Source organism: Mesorhizobium sp. M1143 (genome assembly GCF_040318435.1).
Lineage (GTDB): Bacteria > Pseudomonadota > Alphaproteobacteria > Rhizobiales > Rhizobiaceae > Mesorhizobium.
The window spans coordinates 188682-208143 of sequence record NZ_JAMYMJ010000003.1 but is presented as its reverse complement, the minus strand read 5'-3'; the positions used below and the strand labels follow the sequence as shown (position 1 = coordinate 208143).

Here is a 19462-nt window from a genome sequence, read left to right as displayed (position 1 = left end):
CGCCAGTCCTGTGCTCTGCCAATCTCCGTGCTCTGAATGTCAAATCACGACCTGATCCTGTCGGTACCGGCGCCCGCCCGCCCCTGGCGCGAGCGGCTGGGCTCCGCGATGCCCTTGCTGGTGCTCGGCCCCTCTCTCGTGGCGAGCTTCGTCTACATCTTCGTGTTCACCGGCTGGACGCTCTATATCTCGCTGTCCAACTCCTCGCTGCTGCCGACCTACGGCTTCGTCGGCCTGGACAACTACGCGTCGCTGTGGGCGAACCGGCGCTGGAACATCGCCTACAACAACCTGTTTTTCTTCAGCGCTTTCTACATCGTCGGCTCGATGGCGGTGGGACTGCTGCTGGCGATCCTGATCGACCAGCGCGTGCGCGGCGAAGCGGCCTGGCGCACGATCTTCCTCTATCCGCTGGCCGTCTCCTTCATCGTCACCGGCACGGTCTGGAGCTGGCTCTACAATCCGACCGACGGCATCCAGGCCATGGTGCGCGGTTTCGGCTGGGCGAGCTTCAGTTTCGCACTCGCCAGCGACCGGCACTATGCGATCTACGCGGTGATCATCACCGGTGTCTGGCAGGCCTCGGGCTTTGCCATGGCGCTGTTCCTGGCCGGCCTGCGCTCGGTGGATCAGGACCTCGTCAAGGCCGCGCAGATCGACGGCGCATCGACGTTCCGCATCTATCGCAAGGTGCTTCTGCCAACCATTGCGCCGATCTTCCTGGCGGTCGCCGTCATCCAGATCCAGTTCGCCATCAAGACCTTCGACCTCGTGGCGGCCCTGACCAAAGGCGGCCCGGGGATCTCGACCACCTTCCCCGCCATCTACGTCTATGACCTGATGTTCCAACGCGGCCAGATCGGCGAAGGTGCGGCCGCCGCCATCATGATGCTTGCCGCTGTTGCCGTGGTGCTGGTGCCCTATTCATTCTGGGTGGTCTGGCGCCGGCGCAAGGAAGCCGGCCATGGCTGACGTCTCCCTGGACCAGTCGCTCGACCGTCGCGCTGCCGCAGTCGCGTCGCGCCGGCATTTTCTCACCCGCTTCGCCATCTATGGGCTGCTGGTCGTCTTCGCGGCGATCTACCTGGTCCCGTTGCTGGTGGTGGTGCTGAATTCATTCCGCGACCAGCAGGAGATCGCGCGCAATGGGTTGATCTCGCTGCCGCGCAGCTTCCGCCTCGATGCCTGGGGCCAGGCCTGGAGCACCTATTGCATCGGCGGCACCTGCGAGGGCATGCAGCGCAACTTCTACAACTCCCTGAAGATGACGATCCCGGCCACGATCATCTCGACGGCGGTCGGCGCGATGAACGGTTACATCCTGTCGAAATGGCGCTTCAGAGGCTCGGAAGCTTTGTTCACCTGCATGCTGCTCGGCGTCTTCATTCCGGGCCAGATTTCGTTGATGCCGTGGGCGTTCATCCTCGGCAATCTCGGCCTCAGCAATTCGGTCTACGGGCTCGTCCTCATCCACGTTATCCAGGGCATTTCGTTCACCACTTTGTTTTGCCGCAACTACTACGTCAGCATCCCCGACGACCTGATCAAGGCGGCGCGCATCGACGGCGCCGGCTTCTGGCGCATCTTCCGCAAGATCATTCTGCCGCTCTCCTCGCCGATCCTGATCGTCACGGTGATCTGGCAGTTCACCGGCATCTGGAACGAATATCTGTTCGGCGTCGTCTTCACCTCCGGGCAGCAACAGCCGATCACGGCAGCGCTCGTCGCGCTGACGGCAAGCGGCACCAATGTGCGCGCCTACGATGTCATGAGCGCCGCCGTGCTGATCGGCGCGCTGCCGCCGCTGCTGATCTATCTCTTCGGCGGCAAGTATTTTGTGCGCGGCCTGACGCAAGGTGCCATCAAATGAGGCGCGATCAAGTGAAGGGCATCGCATGTCGACATTGACCATCCGATCGCTGCGCAAGAACTACGGTGCGGTCGAGGTGCTGAAGGGCGTCGATCTCGAGGCGCAGGACGGCGAGTTCATCGCGCTGGTCGGACCCTCCGGCTGCGGCAAGTCCACTCTGCTGGCGATGATCGCCGGGCTCGAATCTGTTACCTCCGGCGAGATCCGCATCGACGGAAGGCTGGTCAATTCGGTGCCGCCGAAGGACCGCGACATCGCCATGGTGTTCCAGTCCTACGCGCTCTACCCGACGATGACGGTGCGCGAGAACATCACCTTCGGCATGGAAAGCCGCCGCGTCCCGAAGCCGCAGCAGGACGAGGCCGTCAGTCGAGTTGCTGCCTTCCTGCAGATCGAACCGCTGCTTGGCCGCAAGCCCGGACAGCTCTCGGGCGGCCAGCGCCAGCGCGTCGCCATGGGCCGGGCGCTGGTGCGTGATCCCAAACTGTTCCTGTTCGACGAGCCGCTTTCCAATCTCGATGCCAAGCTGCGGGTCGACATGCGCACCGAAATCAAGAAGCTGCATCACCGCGTCGGCAAGACCACGGTTTACGTCACCCACGACCAGGTCGAGGCGATGACGCTGGCGTCGCGCATCGCCGTGATGCATCAAGGCGAGGTCCAGCAATTCGACGATCCGGCCACGATCTACAACCGTCCGGCCAACATGTTCGTCGCCGGCTTCATGGGCTCGCCGGCGATGAATTTTTTGGCCGCGGAACTGAGCCAGGAAGGCGGTCGCGCCACTGTTGTGTTGCAGGCCGCCGATGGCAAGACGGCCAGCCTGCCGATCGTCCAGGCGCTCCCATCCGATACGCCGCGACAAATCATTCTCGGCATCCGGCCGGAGCACATCTACCGCTTCGATCCGGATCTTGCGCGCCGCAAGCCGGGCATCGCGCAGATCGATGCCGTGGTCGAACTGGTCGAGCCGACAGGCGCGGAGACCATGGCCGTCCTGCGCCTGGGCGGCAAGGAGATCACCGGCCGTTTCGACCCCGACGGCACGCCGCTTATGGGCGAGACGGTGACGCTCGGCATCGACATGGCGCGGGCGTGCCTGTTCGACCCGACGACCCAACGCCTGATCTGACCCGATCTGACCGAAGCTTGATCTGAAAAGAGTTCCGCCTTGTCCTTCGCCACCTATCCGAGCCTGTCCGAGCGTGTCGTGCTGATCACCGGCGGTGCGTCGGGCATCGGCGCCGACACGGTCCGCGCCTTCGCCGCCAATGGCGCACGAGTGGCGTTTCTCGATCTGCAGCAGGAGGCCGGCGAGGCGCTCGCGCGCGAACTCGCCACGGCAGCGCACGCGCCCCTGTTCCTGCGCTGCGACGTGACCGACATCCCTGTCCTGCAGGCCGCGATTGGCACGGTGCGCGAGCGCCTCGGGCCTGTCGCAGTGCTGGTCAACAACGCCGCCGATGACAATCGCCAGCCGGTCGCCGACGTGACCCAGGCGACATGGGACCACGCCCAGGATGTGAACCTCAGGCACCACTTCTTTGCCGCCCAGGCCGTGCATCCGCACATGAAGGAAGTGGGCTTTGGTTCGATCGTCAATTTTTCCTCGATCGCCTGGCGTTTCGGCGCGTCAGAGATGGCGCCCTATGCGGCGGCCAAGGCTGCGGTGGTCGGGCTGACCTTCGCGCTGGCGCGGGCGTTTGGCCCCGACAACATCCGCGTCAACGCCATCGAGCCGGGCGCCGTCATCACCGACCGGCAGCGGGAGCTTTGGTACAAGACCCAAGGTTCGGTCGACCAGGTCGTGCAGCGCCAGGTGATCCGCAAGGTTCTGCTCGGCGAGGAGATCGCGCGCACGGTGCTGTTCCTCGCCGCCGACGACAGCCGCATGATCACCAAGCAGTCGATCACCGTGGATGCCGGCCTGAGATGACCACACCTGACTCAAAGGATCGCTTCATGCTCGAGGTCGGCCTGAACCCCTACGGCCTGACCTATCATCTCGGCCTCCAGGGCCGCGGCACGCCACGCGCCAATCCGCAGCCAGCGGGGCTCGAAGGTTTCATCGCGCTCGCGACCGAACTCGGCGCGCGCGTGCTGGAGATCTGGGTGCCATGGCTGAGCGAGCTTTCCGACGACGCGGTGATCGCGCTACGCGAACGGCTCGCCGGCCTTGGCATCACGCCGGTCGTCAGCGGCGGCCTGCTGGTGGGCGAACCGCTCGACGATGCCTTTCGGGCCGCGCGCCTGCTCAAGGCCAAAATCATCCGCACGGCGCTGACGCCCATTCTCTGCGGCGACCGCAACGCCGCCGGCGAAAAATGGAGCGAGTACGCCGGCATCATTCGAGAGCGATTGGTGGAATGGGGTCCCCGCGCGAATGCCGAAGGGTATGTCCTTGCGATCGAAAACCACCAGGACTTCACCAGCCGGGAACTCGTCGAATTCTGCGCGCTAGGTGGTGACAGTGTGGGCGTCACCTTCGACACCGGCAACACGTTCCCGGTCGGCGAAGCGCCGCTCGATTTTACGAAGGTGATCGCCCCCTATGTCCGCCATGTCCACCTCAAGGATTATCGCGTGCAGTTCACGACCGAAGGTTACCGGCTGATCCGCTGCGCCATCGGCGACGGTGCGGTGCCGTTTGCCGAGCTGTTCGCAATTCTTGGCCAACACCACGAGCGCCTGACCGCCGTCCTCGAACCGGGCGCATTGGAGGCGCGGCATGTCCGCTATCTCAGCGACGACTGGTGGCGCGGCTACCCCGAGAAGACAGCGCGCGAATTTGCCGCCTGCCTGGCGGCCGCGCAGCGCAACCGGCTGCCCGACGATGCCGACTACCGCACGCCTTGGGAGCGCGAAGCCGACGTCTCATTGGTTTCCTATGAGCTCGACATGATCCGGCGCAGCGCCGCCAACATGCGCAAACTGATGGAGAATATCCGATGACGGCACGTGAACTCGATGGATTGACCGCCTTCGTAACCGGCTCCGGCCGTGGCCTCGGCCGCGTGATGGCCGAGCGCCTGGCCGAACTCGGCGCCAATGTCGCGATCCACGACATGGACGAGGAAGCGCCGGCGAAGTACGGCGAGTTTGCCAATCTCGGCGAAGTGGTCGAGCGCCTGAAGCGGCACGGCACGAAGGTCACGTCGGTGACCGGCAACATCGGCGACCAGAAAGCGGTTGCCGAGATGAAGCGCAGGATCGAGGCCGATCTCGGCGACGTCCATGTGCTGGTCAATTGCGCTGGCGGCGACATCGGCGCCAAGGGCGGCAAGCCGAACCCGAACAACGCCCTCGACATCGAACTGGACGACATCCGCGTGCTCACCGAGAACAATCTGATCGGCACGATGCTGGTCTGCCAGGCCTTCGTGCCTCCGATGAAGCAGCGCGGCGGCGGCTCCGTCATCAACATCGCCTCCGCGGCGGCACATCTCGGCTGCTCGCCCGAGGTCGTTTACTCCACCTTGAAGGCCGCGGTCGTGCATTACACGCGCTGTCTCGCCAAGGAACTGATCGACGACGGCGTGCGCATCAACGCGGTCAGCCCCGGCGCCACCAAGACGGCACGCTTCCAGGCGACCCGCGTGGTCGATCCCGAGCGCATGGACTCGAGCAGGAAATCGCTGAACCGCTATGCCGAGCCCGAAGAGATCGCCGAGGCGGTGGCGTTTCTGGCTGGCCCGCGGGCGCGGTTTATCAACGGGCAGGTGCTGCGGGTGGATGGCGGGTTTACGATTTTTCCGGGGTGATGGGGCGGGCCTCGAATTTCAATTTCGGGGCCGAAAGCGGAAGTGCCGTTTTCGGGATTCCTGGGTTAAATTGCCCCCTCACGCCTCGAGCTTTTCGCAGCGTCAAAACGGCTGTGGAGGGATTGGCAGGCTATACCGCTGACGAAGCGCACATGTGACGCACCGAGGATAAGTAACCCCGCTTGGTCACGAGGGCGCTGCCGACCGGTTGGTCGAAACTGGCGCTGGTACTCGCTATTCACGAAATTGCCGATCACCCTGACGAGGTCCACTAAGCAATGGTGAACGTCATTTCTGAAGTCGCAAGCAACTCGGCCGCCCTACTCCATTGAGGTCAGCCATGCCTTCGCGGAGCCGACGCAATCTCTGCTGGAGCCTGCATGCTTCTTCAGGCGCAAGCGCCGTGTCTCAGTGCGGCATGAATCCTTTTCTCAGCCAAGCCAATATCTTGCTCCCATTGAGAACCCTGCGGACACGCCCGGCGGCCCAGCCAGCCTGCATGGTGGCGCCGGTGTGGCAACTGCAGACGATCTCATGCAACTGCCAATCGGAGAGTTCGAAGAAGCGTCTGGCTTCCCCGTAGGTATCCGATTGCATGCCCGATGCACGCAGCAGTGGATCGTCAAAGGCGACACTAATCGCCGATCCGACCGCGCGCGCTTCTCCGCGGACAGAGGGATGCAGATGCTCAGTCCCGGTGAGAGCCACAAGGGAGCGCGTCGGATTTCGATAGAGCAGTTCCGCCCACCGCTCTATCCGTTGCGTCCTTGTAGCCAGCAGAGCCGGCGATAGTGGACTTATGTCCGCGACTGACTGGAGTTGATCGAGTGTCTGGTGCTTCATGACTGCCTCCTGTTGGTCGTTCCAATCCCTAGGCCTTTGCTGCAGGATTGGCTCACACGCTAAGCCGCCTCGTAAAGGAGCGGCGGCCGATCAGGTGTTGCCACCAATCGCCCACTGGCACCGCGCGGCGGCATCTGCAGCGACACCAACTGCATTCCTTCGCCAATGTTCCAGCGGGATGAAAAAAACTGTGCGGCCGGCCGACCCGACGGATCCGGCTGGCGCACGCAGGATCCTGAACTGCTGGACGATGATGACGCAGGCCTGGAAAGGCGGCTAGGTTGGACCTTGCTTTTCAGGCTTGACCATGATGTTTCACTACCCGCTCGGTCATCGCGGGAAGGCCAGGAGCAGAGCCGCTGGCAACGGTGAGTTGCGGACCAGGGCGGGCGGTGGTGGACGACGCCCTTGGGCCGCCAGGTCACTGAAGGAGCAACCGAAGCGGCGCTTCGGGCGTAAAAGCGATGTCCTTGTAGGTCTGCAATGTCTGCTTATGGAGGAACGGCGGCAAGGCCTCTTTGACCGGCATGGGGCGCATTGCTGACCGGCAGATTTTCGGCCGACAGCAGACCCTCTGCTGCTTGGGTACCCAGCACGCAAGCTGACATGTGAGACCTCGGTGCGAAGGCCGGGACCAGGCCCACTGCGAACGTACGTGTTGGTTCGCATGTTGGCGCTGAAGCGCCTTATCGTTCAGCCTCGCGGCACATAGATCATATGAACCGTATCGTCATCGATCAATGTGCTCGACACCAGTTGCAGCGGAGGCCTTGCCTCGTGGAAGAAAGGCTTGCCCTTGCCGAGCACGAACGGCCTCACGTGCAGGTGATATTCCTCAATCAGGCCCAGCCCGGTCATAAGACCGGCCAGTTCCGGACCGGAAACGCTCAGGATACCCTCCGTGCGGGCCGCGATCTCGCGAATCTGCGTTTCAATATCTCCGGAGATGAGGGTGGAGTTGGGGCCTACCCGTGAAAGTGTGTGCGAAACGACCCATTTGGGCAGCTTGCGCCAGAGTGTCGCGAACTGGCGAAGCGGAGCGTCCCATTCCGCGTGATCATCGTCCCAATAGCGCATGACCTCGTACATCCGGCGGCCATACACAGCGCCGGCATGGTTGCGGATCGTCTCGATCCAGTACTCGAAGTGCTTCTGGCTTGGTGCGCCCATGACCAGATTTCCGGCAAGGTCATCGACATAGCCATCGATGGAAACGTTCATTCCCAAGATAAGTTTGGCCATAAGCAGCGCCTTCGCATAGTCGGTTCACGGATTAACCGCTTGTAATTTGCAAGCAGTCAGACGCTATAGCAACTGATTGCAAATCGCAAGCAGCATGGAAGAAGCGTTCGTGCCGCAAACGAGCCCTGCCTTGTCCCATCAACCCTGCACTTGAACAGCTGGGTGATCCGTCCCCGCTACCGCCATCTAGGCCTGCCTTCCCGAATCAAGCTGCACCCCAAGTCGCTCGTTCCGTCTCCACCGCACCACGGCGCGATAGCTGGTATGATCGACCGGCACGTGAAGCACGAAACGGTCGGGGATTGCGATATCGGCCTTCACCCGTAGCTCCGCGCCATGGGCGTGCTGGTTACAAACCAGACAATTGATACTGGCGTCGCCAACGCGGATTGTCGCTTCCTTCAGAACAAGATCACGGATAAGCGACCGTCGCTCTATCGGTGGGTCAGCCGGCATTGCCTTATCCCTCTGATTTGACGACCTGAAACTCTTCTGAACCCGGAATGGAAAGCGCACTACCGGCCCAGCGGTTGCCTCGAAAGACTGACGAGCTCGGCTTCGTCGACCACGCCGGCCATATAGTTCGCGATAATCCGGGATGCGATGGCGTCGCGTGCTTCGGGCGACTGACCGTCGCGCTTAAGCTGCTCGAATACACGGCCCAACAGCTCGAGTTCGGATGGCTGCAAAACGCCGGCCTCGGTGGCTTTGCGTCGAATGGGCATTTGTGATCCTCCACTACGGTCAACAACATACGACCGCGGCAGGGAAACTCAACTCACCTGTCGAGGGCGCCGCGCGGGCGGCGCCGACCACAAATCCCGTTTACCCGAGCGGGGAGTTTTTCACTCAAAGCCTCAGTGATCTGGCGTCCATACAAAGCCCGCCAGCAAAGCCGGCGGGCGCAATATTCATAAGATACGCCGCTAGAACCAGCTTCGGTCGCGTTCCTGGCTTTGCCCGAGCAGCATGCCGATCAACAACCCGGCAATGCCACCAAGCACGAAAGCGCTGCTGATGGTGCCGGGATTTTGCTGGACGGCTTCGGACACCGTCTGCGCCTGCGATCTCAGCTGCTGCGTTGCCCGTGCCGCGCGCTCGGTCGCGCTGCCGTACCAGCCGCCGGCTTCGCCGACGGCATCTTCTGCGCGGTCGGCAAGCGTCCGGTTGATCTTGCTGATCTCGCGCCTCAGCGATGCGACCTGCTTCTCCAGGGCCTCCTGGGCCTCTCGGGCGGAAATCTTCGGGGTGTCCTTGGGGGTGTCCTTCGCGGTGTCCTTCGGGGTGTCGTTGTCGGCCATGGCTGTTCCTTTCGTTGAGGCAGGGGGAACGGCCAACGGACAAGGATGGTTCCGCTGCCTGCCGTCACAGTCATTCGCCCGGCCGGCCGCTAACTTTGGGAACACTCTCCCGATCCAACGGTTGTGTCTGATGGAGGGCACGCATTTGTCGAATCGATCGAGCCATGCTGAAACGCTGCGGACGGTCTCCGACCTGCTCCACCGCGCCCGCCGTGTCATTCGCGACGGCGGCCATGCGGCGGCGATGTTCGAGATAGACACGCTGCTGCAGGTCGCCCAGACAGAGGTTGCGCGCCGCCTCGAACGCAACGATCGCTGAACCTCGATAGGCCACCGCGGGCGCTATTCATTGCGGGCGGCGAAGGCCTCGTTTCCCTTTGCGATGGACTTGCAAGGCGCCCATCGAGCGGGTCGCCGTCCGAGCCACGCGTCGACATCGCAAAGGCGCAAAATCCGAGGATGAGGGGCCATCATCGCGGCATCGACCCTCCCGGTTATAACGCTTGGGCGGCGGAACAAAGCTTGGCCGCACTGGTTAGGCTCACAGCACGATGTGTGCCCCAACGAGGATCTCTGTCCATGAAAACACGTGTTCTTCTAGCTTCGCTGGCCACCGCCACAGCCATGGTCTTCGCCCTGCCCGCCTTCGCCGCCGACAGCGCTCAGGACTTTGTCGACAAGGCCGCCATCGGCGGCCTGTTCGAAGTGGACTCCAGCAAGATCGCAGAAGGCAAGGCCCAGGATCAAGGCGTCAAGGATTTCGCCAAGAAGATGATCGACGATCACGGCGCCGCCAACGCCAAGCTTGCGACCATCGCCGGCGAACAGAAGCTGAAAGTGCCGACGGAGCTGGACGCCAAGCACAAGGCCGATCTGGAGGCTCTGCAGAATGCCAACGATGCCGTCGACAAGCCCTATGTCCAGATGCAGCGCGATGCGCATTCGGAGGCGGTCACGCTGTTCGAGAGCTATGCCAAGGACGGCGACAACGCGCAGCTGAAGACCTTCGCCTCCGAGACCTTGCCGACGCTCAAAATGCATCAGGGAATGGTCGAGAAGATCGCTTCCACCGACAATGCATCGTCGACCACCAGCTCCACCACCCCGGCCGTGAGCACGACCGACACCACCAATCCGGCCGCCCCGGTCCCGGGTGCCAACAGCTTCACCGAGGATCAGGCGAAGAGCCGCATTCAGGATGCCGGCTTCTCCGGCGTGTCCAAGCTGACCAAAGACGACCAGGGCATCTGGCGCGGTCAGGCCACCAAGGATGGCAAGACCACGACCGTGGCGCTCGATTATCAGGGCAACGTCGTTGCCGGCGCCAACTGAACCTCTGAACCAGATCGAGGAGATCAAGACCATGAAAACCGTAACAGGACTTTTCGACAACTACGATGATGCCTCCGATGCCGTCGGCGAACTGGAGGCAATCGGCGTGCCGCAGGCCGACATCAGCATCGTCGCCAACAATTCGGACGACTGGTACGACGATGGCGACACCTCCAACGCCGCCGAGGATGCAGCCGGCGGCGCCGGTCTCGGAGCTGTCATTGGCGGCGCCGGCGGGCTTCTGACAGGGCTCGGCATCATGGCCATTCCGGGCGTCGGTCCGGTCGTGGCCGCAGGATGGCTGGCCGCCACCGCGGTCGGCGCCGTTGGCGGCGCGGTCGTCGGTGGCGCTGCCGGCGGCATCGTCGGGGCGCTGACCGAGTCAGGCGTCCCCGAAAGGGATGCGCATGTCTATGCGGAGGGCGTTCGCCGCGGTGGCACGATGGTGACCGCCAGGGTCAGTGACGAACTCGCCGACGAGGCCGAGCGTATTCTTGGCGAATCCAACTCGGTCGATCTGCAAGACCGCCGACGCGCCTATGAAGCCGGTGGCTGGACCGGCTTCGATGCCAATGCCGACCCCTACACCGACATCGAGGCCGAGCGCGACAAAACGCGCAACGCCAGCCCACTCTGATCATCGAGCCCCGTCGCCGCACGGCGGCGGGGCCGAAGGTGCTGTCGGCGCAGCAAGCGGCGTTCAAATTCGGCCATAAGGGGCGGGTTCTCATCGGACCTGCCCCTTTTCGCTGTTGCCTTGGCTTTACCGGCTCTTGCCGTGTTAGCATCGAACCAACGAAACCAGCCCCAGGAAGGCATGAGCCCGTCCCCGCAACTGATTGCCGAATGGCCGTTGTCGCCGTCAGCGACACTCGGGTCCGCCGTGCGCTCCAAGGGGATCGAACGTGAAGTCAGAGCCCGCCTTCCATGGGCAGTCAGGAAGCACGTCAAGGCCGAGACGGGGCGCATCGCATTGCGAATGTCGAGATCCGAAGCGGAAGCGTTCAAGGCCGCCTCTGCCAGTATCTCCAAAACACTGGAGGGAGTGGAGGCGCTGCCTGTGCTTCCACGCGAGGTCGAGGATATCCTTACGATCTCTTCGCGCGAGCGCCACAAATGGCTCAAGGACGGTCGGCTGCAAAGCACCGGCACACGTACCGTCAAGATGCGTGGGCGATCAAAGTCTGTCACCTTCCACGTTTTCGACCCGCGCCACATCGAAGACGTCCTGGACCGCGATCTGGCAACCGTGTGGAGAGAGCAGGATGTCCAGGAGGTCGCCGAGAACAGGCGGCGCGGCGCGGGCAAGGCCGCGCTGACGCGCGCGGGAAAGGGCACCGGGCAGGCTCGCACTGCGAGGAACGCCCGGGACACGGATGGCCCGCCGCCCGGACTGAAGGGCTGGGATGCGTTCGAGGACGAAGGCCTGCTGCGATAATGATGCTGGCGCTTGCCCTTGTCCTTTGTGCGGGGCGAGCCTCAGCCTCAGCGCATCAATCCCGCTGCCCGCAGCGCGTCCTCGATGACCTTGGTAATCCCGCCAGCCGGACCGCCTGGCGGATTGACAGGCTCCGGGGTCGGATCGACACGGACGGCTCGCGGTTTTTCCTTCGGCGAGAAAGGCTGCAATGCAGTGCCTGAAGCGGCCTCGGCTTTCGCCGCGCGTCGTACCTCTGGCTTCGTCAGCCCCCAGAAACGGGCGATGTGGCGCGTCGAGGAAATCCCGGCATCCAGCATGAACGGCCCTGCTTTGCCGAGAGCATTGTCGCCGCTCGCTTGCAATGGCGTGCCATGGCCCATGCCGGCAATGCTGTATGCCTCGACCACGTCGCGGCCTTTGCCATCGGACCAGACTTTGCGGCTCTGACCGTCGACCTTTTCCGTGCGTGTCGGCGCTTGAGCGAGGCCGTGCACGCCCTGCCATTGCGCCAGCACCGCGCCGGCATTAGAAGGCACCACGGTCGTGTCGGCCGAGCCCTGCCAGATCGAAATCCTCGGCCACGGCCCCTTGTGCGGCGAAGCCTCCCGCAACAGACGCTGCAGGTCGGTTCTGGACGGGCCGCCATGGCCACGCATGCGGTCGAAGGCTTCGGGGATGGTCGAGGCGCTGCCATAGGCAAGCCCGGCAATGATCGCGCCACCGGCAAACACGTCCGGGTAGGTCGCCAGCATCACCGCCGCCATGGCGCCGCCGGCGGAAAGACCGGTGACGAAGATTCGCTTGCGGTCGAGACCGTGGGTGAGGACAGCCGCCTCGATCATCTGGCGGATGGACAGTGCCTCGCCGCTGTCGCGGCTTACATCGCCCGGCACGAACCAGTTGAAGCAAAGATTGGCGTTGTTGGCGCGCTGCTGCTCGGGGAAAAGCACGGCAAAACCCTGCTCGTCGGCGAGCTCGGTCCAGCCGGAACCATAGTCGTACGCGGCGGCAGTCTGGGTACAGCCATGCAGCACCACGACCAGCGCCGCCTGCTTCGGCAGGTTTTCAGGAAGATAAAACCGCGCGCGCAAGGCGCCGGGATTGGACCCGAACCCTGTCATCTCGGACAGGTGGTCGTCCTTGCTCTGTCCTGTACCGGCTGGCCGGCCGCGCATCGCGCTCAGCCGGGCGATCGTATCGGATATGTCTCGCAAATCGGTATCCTTGCGCGCCGGAATGGGCAGACTCGTGCACACAACGCACACGCAGGAATATCGTTGCTGCACTGCACAATAACAAGCGCCGCGGTCGATTAAATGACCCGGTGGATCACAGGATCCGCTGCACGGCTTGTGACGACGAGCGCAATTTGGCCCGGCTGGCCTCTGGTCAGTCAGCCGGTCGAGGGCGGCAGGCGCTGGCTCACCAGCGCTGATGCACGTAGGGCTTGATGTTCTCGTCGTAGACCGCCTCCACCTTGGCCATCAACTCGGAGGACAACGGCGCAAGCTCCGCCGCTTCCGCATTGGAAACCGCCTGCGCCGGATTGCGGGCGCCGGGGATGACGACCGTCACAGCGTCGAACATCAGGATCCAGCGCAGAGCGAATTTCGCCATGGTGGTGTCGCCTGACACCAGCGGCCGCACCTTCTCGACGGCCGCCAGGCCGACCTCATAGGGCAAGCCCGAAAACGTCTCGCCGACATCGAAGGCTTCGCCATTCCTGTTGAACAGGCGATGGTCGGTGGTCTCGAACTTGGTGTCCGCCCTGAACTTGCCCGACAGCAGGCCGCTGGCCAGCGGCACGCGGGCGATGATGGCGACGTCGTTCTTTTTCGCCTGGTCGAAGAACAGCTCGGCCGGGCGCTGGCGGAAGGCGTTGAAGATGATCTGCACGCTGACGACGCCGGGATATTGCATCGCCTTCAGCGCCTCTTCGACACGCTCGACGCTGACGCCGTAATTGCGGATCTTGCCTTGCTCGGCGAGCTTGTCGAGACGCTCGAACACTTCCGGGTGGTAATAGAGATCGGTCGGCGGGCAATGCAGCTGCACCAGGTCCAGCGTGTCGGTCTCGAGGTATTTCAGGCTGCGGTCGATCCAGCCGTTGAGGTTCTCGACGCTGTAGCCTTCGACGGTCTGTTTCGGCAGCCGCCGTCCGGCCTTGGTGGCGATGAACGGGCGCGCGCCGCCACGTTCCTTCATCACCCGTGCGATCAGTTTTTCCGAACGGCCGTCGCCATAGACGTCGGCCGTGTCGAGGAAGCTGACGCCGGCATCGAGCGCGGCATGCAGGGCGGCGACCGCATCGTCGTCATTGACCTCGCCCCAGGCGGCGCCGATCGCCCAGGCGCCGAAGCCGATCTCGCTGACTGATCTGCCGGTACGGCCAAATTTCCGTGACTGCATTTTGCTTCCTGACTTGCGGCTTTGATGACGGTTCTGATTTCGGGAGCCTCATACCGCATGGCAACGCGATTGACATCCCTCTTCCCTGGATTTACCAGATCACAGGGTTGTATGACAACCCGGTAAGATTGCAACGATTTCGAGCCGGGAGGAACATGTCGCTGATTCGCGAACTCGATCTCCGACGGGGTCGCCGGATGAGCAGTCCGTCAACCGTGGTTGGCCCCCTAATCGTGAACAGCCTTGTCGCGCAGATCCTCGAAGCGGGCATAGCTCTTGGTCAGATGGCTGCGCATGGCGCGCCGCGCGGCATTGACGTCCCTGGCTTCGATGGCCCCGAGAATGGCGCGATGCTCGCGCTGCATGCGGTCGAGATATTTTTCCCGCTCGGCCTCCGTCATGCGGTCGAGCCGCGTCCAATGGCGCGGGACCATGGCGCTGCCGAACGTGTCGAACAGCCGGGTGAAATTCGGGTTCTGCGTCGCGGCGAGAATGGCGCGGTGGAAGCCGAAATCCTCTTCCGAGCCGGAGCCGCCGGCACGCACCGCCGCCTCCAGCGCGTCGAGCCGCGCGCTCATCTGTTGAAGCGCCGCCTCGCTGCGCCGTTGGGCAGCGAGGCCGGTCGCCTCCACCTCGATGCCCATGCGCAGTTCGAGCACGCGCAGCACCTCGTCGATCGATTCGAGATCGTCGGGCAGCACGGAAAACGTCTTCGGCGGCGGATCCTTGGCGACGAAGGCGCCGAGCCCCTGGCGCGTGGTAATCAGCCCGCGCGCACGCAGCGCCGCCAGCGCCTCGCGCACCACGGTGCGGCTGACGCCTGTGGCAGCAACAATCTCCTGCTCGGTCGGCAGCCGCTGCCCCGGCGCAAGGTCACCGGATTCGATCTGCGCAATCAGCGTGTTGACCAGACCCGTCCGCAGGTTGGGCGCCTGCGGTATGGCGTCGAAAGTCATGGGCTCCGCCATCAGCGCGACTCCGGTTCGATTCTTGTTCAAAGGATTGCATCGACGGGTGCCCGCCGCAAGGTGACGAAAGTTCGGCCCGTTGGCACGGGCGATAGGAGGATTGCATGAAAGAACGCATCGGCTTCATCGGCCTGGGCAGCATGGGCGCCGGCATGGCCGACAATCTGCTCAGCAAAGGCTGGCCACTGGCGGTGTATGTCCACCGCAGCCGCACCGCCGCCGACCGGCTGATCGCGGCCGGCGCCACCGAAGCGGCAAGCCCGCGTGCGCTTGCCGCCGCCTGCGACATCGTCATCCTGTGCGTCACCGGCACGCGCGAGGTCGAAGCGCTGGTCAAGGGACCGGACGGGCTGGCAGCGGCCGCGACGCCTCTGCTCATCATCGACTGCTCGACCTCCAACCCGTCATCGACGACAGCGCTTGCCACCGATCTCGCCCAGCAAGGCATAACGCTGATCGACGCGCCGCTGGCGCGCACGCCCAAGGAAGCCACTGAAGGCAAGCTCGACGTCATGGTCGGCGGTCCGGCGGAAGTCGTTGCCCGCGCCCGGCCGGTGCTCGAAGCCTTTGCCGCCCGTGTCGTCCACACCGGCCCGACCGGCAGCGGCCACACCATGAAGCTGCTCAACAATTTCGTCTCGATGGGCTATTCCGCGATCTATTCCGAAGCGCTGACGCTGGGCGCCAAGGGCGGCCTGACGCCGCAGGTCTTCAACAGCGTCATCTCCGGCAGCCGCATGGATTGCGGCTTCTACCAGGCCTTCTTCGACTTCGTCCTCAACCGCAACGAAAACGCCCAGCGCTTCGCCATCGCCAACGCGCTGAAAGACATGACCTACCTCGCGTCGTTCGCCCAGGCCGCAGGTGTGGCCAACCCGATCGGCGCTGCCGTGCGGAATGGGTTTGCCACGGCGGTTGCCACCGGCCACGGCGAGAAGTTCGTGCCGGCATTGTCGGATATTGTCGCGGGGTTGAATGGGGTGTCGCTGGTGGAGACGGCGGGGGAGTGATGGGACTGGAGCGATAGGGCAGCGCGATCATATATTTGAGCGCCATGGGTGCCAGAGGATTATCGAACTGAACCCCGCGATTTGGCGATCTGGGTGTACTCGGTGATGGCAAAGTGCGCGCCTAGCTGAGCGAGTTCCATCGACGGAAACTCCCAATCGAATTGACGCTCACCATCCAACCAATCGAGATATTGGACGATTGACCCAGCGTAGCGCTCTAGTGCCCGCACGGCGCGCGTGAATGTATAAATCTCTTCGGAGCTCACCTCGGTATGGGTGCCGATATGCACGTCGAGTTTGTGTGGGCTCTTTCGGTAGCGCGTCACGTATGATTGGCGAATGTACGATGTTACCCCACTAGTGATTGGGTCGTGGATAAATCGGTTGCGGGCTGCTCGAATTTCACCATCGATCAAGTCAACCAGGATAGGGATATGGTCGCTGTGGCGCTCCCAGCGGTTAGCGACCGCATGTCCCTTGCAGACCTGCAAAGCACCGCGAAGGTCGAGCTCGTTTCGGATAAGTTCATAGGCCGTGTATTCGATATCCCGCATGGTGTAAAAGAGGACCATGAAGCACCCTTCCTCAAGATGTGCCCATGCAATGCACATGTCGCCAAGAGCGTGCTTAATTCTGTCAATCTCAAATTCGTCGTAGGCCATTCTAGAACCTAGTGAAAAACGGATATATGCAGCTAAAGACACGCTGAAGCGAATGCTCAAAACGCCGCAGCTGCATGGCTACAGTAGAGACACAAAGACGAATCCGCAGGCCTGGGCAAGTCCAGAAAGCGCAGATAGCAATCAATCCATAGATATGTCATTATCCGTGCTCACTTCATCAAATTTGGGGAACCCGATGTTGCGGGCAGCACTGATTTTTCTTGCAACAACATCGGCCGCGCTTCCAGCATTTGCTGGCGATGTACAGAAGTGGATTGAGATGCCTCCCGATCAGAGTGGGATAGCAGTCTATGTCCAAAATCCGTCCAAAGAACTGTCCATTTCCGCCACCGATGCGAAGGGCAATTCTCTCGACAATTTTGAATGGAACCTGCCCGGTTTTCCCCTCGTAAGGCAATACCGCGTGCCGCCTGGGGAATATCAAGTGATGCTTGATGGGCAGCCAGGTGCATTGATCGCCAATACATCGAGGTGTCACAAAATGACGCTTCTGATTTTCGCGCCGTTCTAAAATCTGACAATTTCGACGCGTATAAGTCTGGCTTCGTTGATGCGCTTGGAGCGATAACTGAAAAACTTGGATACGAGAGTATCAAACCTCTCATATTTGCTCCGGTCGGGAATAAGATCTATATTAGGATGGCGGGGCCGGGAGTTAAACCGCCCCCAAACTGATGGCAAATGCGATGCGCGAACCGTCTAAAATCAATTTTGATGCGCTCAGAAACGCGATCTACCACACCGCGCGGCGCAACTACTACGACCTGCTCAACCGGCTCATGAGCTTGATAATTGTCGCAGCGGGCGCAGCGGCCGTAGCCGATTTTGAGAAGACCTTCGCTCCCCCGGCGGTTCTGGCTTTTGTGGCAACCATGGCGGGACTATTGCAGTTGGTGTTCGACTTTGGAGGTAAGGCGCGCACACATGAATTTTTGCAACGCCGTTTCTACGAACTAACGGCGGAAATCGCTGAGGCCGACAAGCCTAGCCCCTCAACGGTCAGAGATTGGGAGGCGACCCTTAAACGCCTCTACGCAGAGGAGCCGCCTCCGATGCGCGCAATGGACGCCATAGCCTACAATGCTGCTGCCGAAAGCCTAGGCAGCGACAAGTCAAAGCGCATTTACTTGACTTGGTGGCAGATTATTAATCGCTACTGGTGGGCATTCAACGGCGCGGAGTTTCCCTTCGTTTCTGACGTAAAAGCAAAAGACGCGTCGCCTTCTGCTTAGCTTCACCAATCCGACGGGTACGGCAGGTCATTCACACTGCCGCCAGCGACCTTAGCCCTGCGATGATCACTCTCGATGTCGTGTTGGAACAGTCCGCCGACCGGACAGACTGAGCCACTGCCTATCTTGCGACCTGCCCGCAGCCATCCGCAGTCGTTAATGCGCGCCGGAGATGCGGCACGCGTCCATCCGTGTCAAACCGCAAGATCGGTCGAGCGCGACATATCCGGGAGCGCCTATCTGGTGTCGCCACGCAGGACGAGACGTTTGATGACGCCACTTGAAAACTACCATGCCCGGATGCAGCGGGTGCTGGACCACATCGACCAGCATCTGGACGGCGATCTGGGCCTGGAAGCGTTGAGCGGCGTCGCGGCGTTCTCGAAATACCATTTCCACCGGCAGTTCACGTCAACCTTCGGCTTGTCCGTGCATCGCTATGTCCAGCTCGCCCGCCTGAAGCGCGCTTCGTACCGGCTTGCCGAGAGCGACGCCCAAAGCGTCACCGACATAGCGATGGATGCCGGTTACGACGCGCCGGATGCCTTCGCCCGCGCCTTCAGGCAACGGTTCGGACAATCGCCTTCGTCGTTTCGGAAATCTCCCGACTGGGGGTCGTGGCTCATGGCCTTCGGGCCGCTCGACAAAGCAAGGACCACGCTCATGCAGATAATCTTCGAACCCGACGACGTGATGATCCGCGATGTGCCGCCGACGCCTGTGGCGATCATGGAGCATCGCGGCGACCGGGCGACGCTCCAGGACACCATCCAGCGCTTCATCGCCTGGCGCAAGGCGGCCGGCCTCTCGCCCGAGACAAGCCCGACCTTCAACATCTTCCGTTCCGAAAGGGAGCCGGCGAACCCGGCCGATTACAGCATGGATATCTGTGCCGGAACCGACCTGCCGGTAGAAGGCGGGCGGATCGAGGACGCGCAGATGAAGGCCGGCGTGATCCCCGCCGGACGCTGCGCGGTGCTGCGCTATCCCGGCAACACCAACAATCTCGAGCCGGCAGCGCTCTACCTCTACCGCGAATGGCTTCCGGCCAGCGGCGAGGAGGCGCGCGACTTTCCGATCTATTGCCAGCGACACTTTTCGTCGAACGGACCGGTGCGCGAGGTGGTGCTTGAGCTGTTTTTGCCGCTGAAATAGCGCGGTGGGTGGCGGCCTATCTCCGGCCCTGAGCTGGTTGAGCCGACGACCGAGTGAAATCTGATATGGCGCTCCCCCACTCCGTCTCGGCTTCGCCGAGCCACCTCTACCCCCACATTCGTGGGGGAGAGGAAACCCAAGCTTTGAAGGGCTGCGATGTCGGAGATTGGCATTTCCTCATCCCCATGAAATGGGGGGTCCGAAGGACGGGCGAGACCCGTGGCTCGCCCCGGCAA

22 protein-coding genes are annotated in these 19462 nt (G+C 62.5%); 14 read left to right on the top strand and 8 right to left on the bottom strand.

The features are described 5' to 3' along the window. The first annotated feature begins 36 nt into the window (after positions 1 to 36). Genes NKH35_RS04290 through NKH35_RS04265 form a run of 6 tightly spaced genes read left to right on the top strand, consistent with a single transcriptional unit; the run spans position 37 to position 5631 of the window. Positions 37 to 972, top strand: a complete 936-nt coding sequence (locus NKH35_RS04290; RefSeq protein WP_023735066.1) for a carbohydrate ABC transporter permease — start codon at positions 37 to 39, stop codon at positions 970 to 972. Next, a complete protein-coding gene (locus NKH35_RS04285) occupies positions 965 to 1870 on the top strand; it encodes a carbohydrate ABC transporter permease (RefSeq protein WP_023671100.1) in 906 nt (301 codons plus the stop codon). The genes NKH35_RS04290 and NKH35_RS04285 overlap by 8 nt, the downstream gene beginning before the upstream one ends. Before the next feature lie 25 nt (positions 1871 to 1895). Next, complete coding sequence (locus NKH35_RS04280) at positions 1896 to 3002, top strand: ABC transporter ATP-binding protein (protein WP_023817219.1); 1107 nt, start codon at positions 1896 to 1898, stop codon at positions 3000 to 3002. Positions 3003 to 3041: 39 nt separating this feature from the next. Continuing rightward, positions 3042 to 3806: an SDR family NAD(P)-dependent oxidoreductase gene (locus tag NKH35_RS04275; protein ID WP_352913432.1), complete on the top strand. Its 765-nt coding sequence runs from the start codon at positions 3042 to 3044 to the stop codon at positions 3804 to 3806. After that, positions 3803 to 4822 carry a sugar phosphate isomerase/epimerase family protein gene (locus tag NKH35_RS04270; protein ID WP_352913430.1) on the top strand — a complete coding sequence of 340 codons (1020 nt, stop codon included), beginning with the start codon at positions 3803 to 3805 and terminating at the stop codon, positions 4820 to 4822. The genes NKH35_RS04275 and NKH35_RS04270 overlap by 4 nt, the downstream gene beginning before the upstream one ends. Then, complete coding sequence (locus tag NKH35_RS04265; RefSeq protein WP_352841987.1) at positions 4819 to 5631, top strand: SDR family NAD(P)-dependent oxidoreductase; 813 nt, start codon at positions 4819 to 4821, stop codon at positions 5629 to 5631. Before NKH35_RS04270 ends, NKH35_RS04265 begins: the two co-directional genes overlap by 4 nt. 408 nt (positions 5632 to 6039) lie before the next feature. On the opposite strand, the gene NKH35_RS04260 is transcribed toward NKH35_RS04265, so the two are convergent. The 4 genes from NKH35_RS04260 to NKH35_RS04245 form a co-directional block, all read right to left on the bottom strand. Further along, on the bottom strand, positions 6040 to 6474 hold the full coding sequence (locus tag NKH35_RS04260) for a hypothetical protein (protein WP_023671095.1): 435 nt from the start codon (positions 6472 to 6474) through the stop codon (positions 6040 to 6042). 693 nt (positions 6475 to 7167) lie between these two features. Next, positions 7168 to 7716, bottom strand: coding sequence for a dihydrofolate reductase family protein (locus tag NKH35_RS04255; RefSeq protein WP_352913428.1), 549 nt, complete (start codon positions 7714 to 7716; stop codon positions 7168 to 7170). 515 nt (positions 7717 to 8231) lie between these two features. Continuing rightward, positions 8232 to 8441, bottom strand: a complete 210-nt coding sequence (locus tag NKH35_RS04250; RefSeq protein ID WP_023671091.1) for a hypothetical protein — start codon at positions 8439 to 8441, stop codon at positions 8232 to 8234. A gap of 201 nt (positions 8442 to 8642) precedes the next feature. Further along, positions 8643 to 9017 carry a hypothetical protein gene (locus NKH35_RS04245; RefSeq protein ID WP_023750126.1) on the bottom strand — a complete coding sequence of 125 codons (375 nt, stop codon included), beginning with the start codon at positions 9015 to 9017 and terminating at the stop codon, positions 8643 to 8645. Positions 9018 to 9162: 145 nt separating this feature from the next. On the opposite strand from NKH35_RS04245, the gene NKH35_RS04240 reads away from it, so the two are divergent. The 4 genes from NKH35_RS04240 (at position 9163) to NKH35_RS04225 (ending at position 11787) form a co-directional block, all read left to right on the top strand. Then, positions 9163 to 9336, top strand: coding sequence for a hypothetical protein (locus tag NKH35_RS04240; RefSeq protein WP_155923304.1), 174 nt, complete (start codon positions 9163 to 9165; stop codon positions 9334 to 9336). A 260-nt stretch (positions 9337 to 9596) separates the two neighbouring features. Beyond that, a complete protein-coding gene (locus NKH35_RS04235; protein WP_352913426.1) occupies positions 9597 to 10349 on the top strand; it encodes a DUF4142 domain-containing protein in 753 nt (250 codons plus the stop codon). Between the two features lie 31 nt (positions 10350 to 10380). Beyond that, the gene (locus NKH35_RS04230) at positions 10381 to 10986 is read left to right on the top strand and encodes a general stress protein (protein ID WP_023671087.1); all 606 of its coding nucleotides are present in this window, start codon (positions 10381 to 10383) and stop codon (positions 10984 to 10986) included. A 180-nt stretch (positions 10987 to 11166) separates the two neighbouring features. Then, a complete protein-coding gene (locus NKH35_RS04225) occupies positions 11167 to 11787 on the top strand; it encodes a hypothetical protein (RefSeq protein WP_031195548.1) in 621 nt (206 codons plus the stop codon). Between the two features lie 47 nt (positions 11788 to 11834). On the opposite strand, the gene NKH35_RS04220 is transcribed toward NKH35_RS04225, so the two are convergent. From NKH35_RS04220 to NKH35_RS04210, 3 genes are all read right to left on the bottom strand, one after another. Beyond that, complete coding sequence (locus tag NKH35_RS04220) at positions 11835 to 12983, bottom strand: extracellular catalytic domain type 1 short-chain-length polyhydroxyalkanoate depolymerase (protein ID WP_352913424.1); 1149 nt, start codon at positions 12981 to 12983, stop codon at positions 11835 to 11837. 208 nt (positions 12984 to 13191) lie between these two features. Continuing rightward, positions 13192 to 14178, bottom strand: a complete 987-nt coding sequence (locus tag NKH35_RS04215; RefSeq protein WP_352913422.1) for an aldo/keto reductase — start codon at positions 14176 to 14178, stop codon at positions 13192 to 13194. Positions 14179 to 14405: 227 nt separating this feature from the next. Continuing rightward, on the bottom strand, positions 14406 to 15146 hold the full coding sequence (locus NKH35_RS04210) for a FadR/GntR family transcriptional regulator (RefSeq protein ID WP_023828273.1): 741 nt from the start codon (positions 15144 to 15146) through the stop codon (positions 14406 to 14408). Positions 15147 to 15250: 104 nt separating this feature from the next. Between NKH35_RS04210 and NKH35_RS04205 the strand changes: the two genes are divergently transcribed. Next, positions 15251 to 16156 (top strand): NAD(P)-dependent oxidoreductase, encoded by a 906-nt coding sequence (locus NKH35_RS04205; protein ID WP_023825514.1) that lies wholly within the window; start codon positions 15251 to 15253, stop codon positions 16154 to 16156. Between the two features lie 59 nt (positions 16157 to 16215). On the opposite strand, the gene NKH35_RS04200 is transcribed toward NKH35_RS04205, so the two are convergent. Continuing rightward, a complete protein-coding gene (locus NKH35_RS04200) occupies positions 16216 to 16818 on the bottom strand; it encodes a hypothetical protein (RefSeq protein ID WP_023691893.1) in 603 nt (200 codons plus the stop codon). Positions 16819 to 16870: 52 nt separating this feature from the next. Here NKH35_RS04200 and NKH35_RS04195 point away from each other — a divergent pair, with 52 nt between their 5' ends. The 3 genes from NKH35_RS04195 (at position 16871) to NKH35_RS04185 (ending at position 19226) form a co-directional block, all read left to right on the top strand. Next, positions 16871 to 17350, top strand: a complete 480-nt coding sequence (locus NKH35_RS04195; RefSeq protein ID WP_352913421.1) for a hypothetical protein — start codon at positions 16871 to 16873, stop codon at positions 17348 to 17350. 175 nt (positions 17351 to 17525) lie between these two features. Continuing rightward, complete coding sequence (locus NKH35_RS04190; protein ID WP_023728487.1) at positions 17526 to 18071, top strand: hypothetical protein; 546 nt, start codon at positions 17526 to 17528, stop codon at positions 18069 to 18071. Positions 18072 to 18341: 270 nt separating this feature from the next. Continuing rightward, positions 18342 to 19226: an AraC family transcriptional regulator gene (locus NKH35_RS04185; RefSeq protein ID WP_031237733.1), complete on the top strand. Its 885-nt coding sequence runs from the start codon at positions 18342 to 18344 to the stop codon at positions 19224 to 19226. The last annotated feature ends 236 nt before the right edge of the window (positions 19227 to 19462 follow it).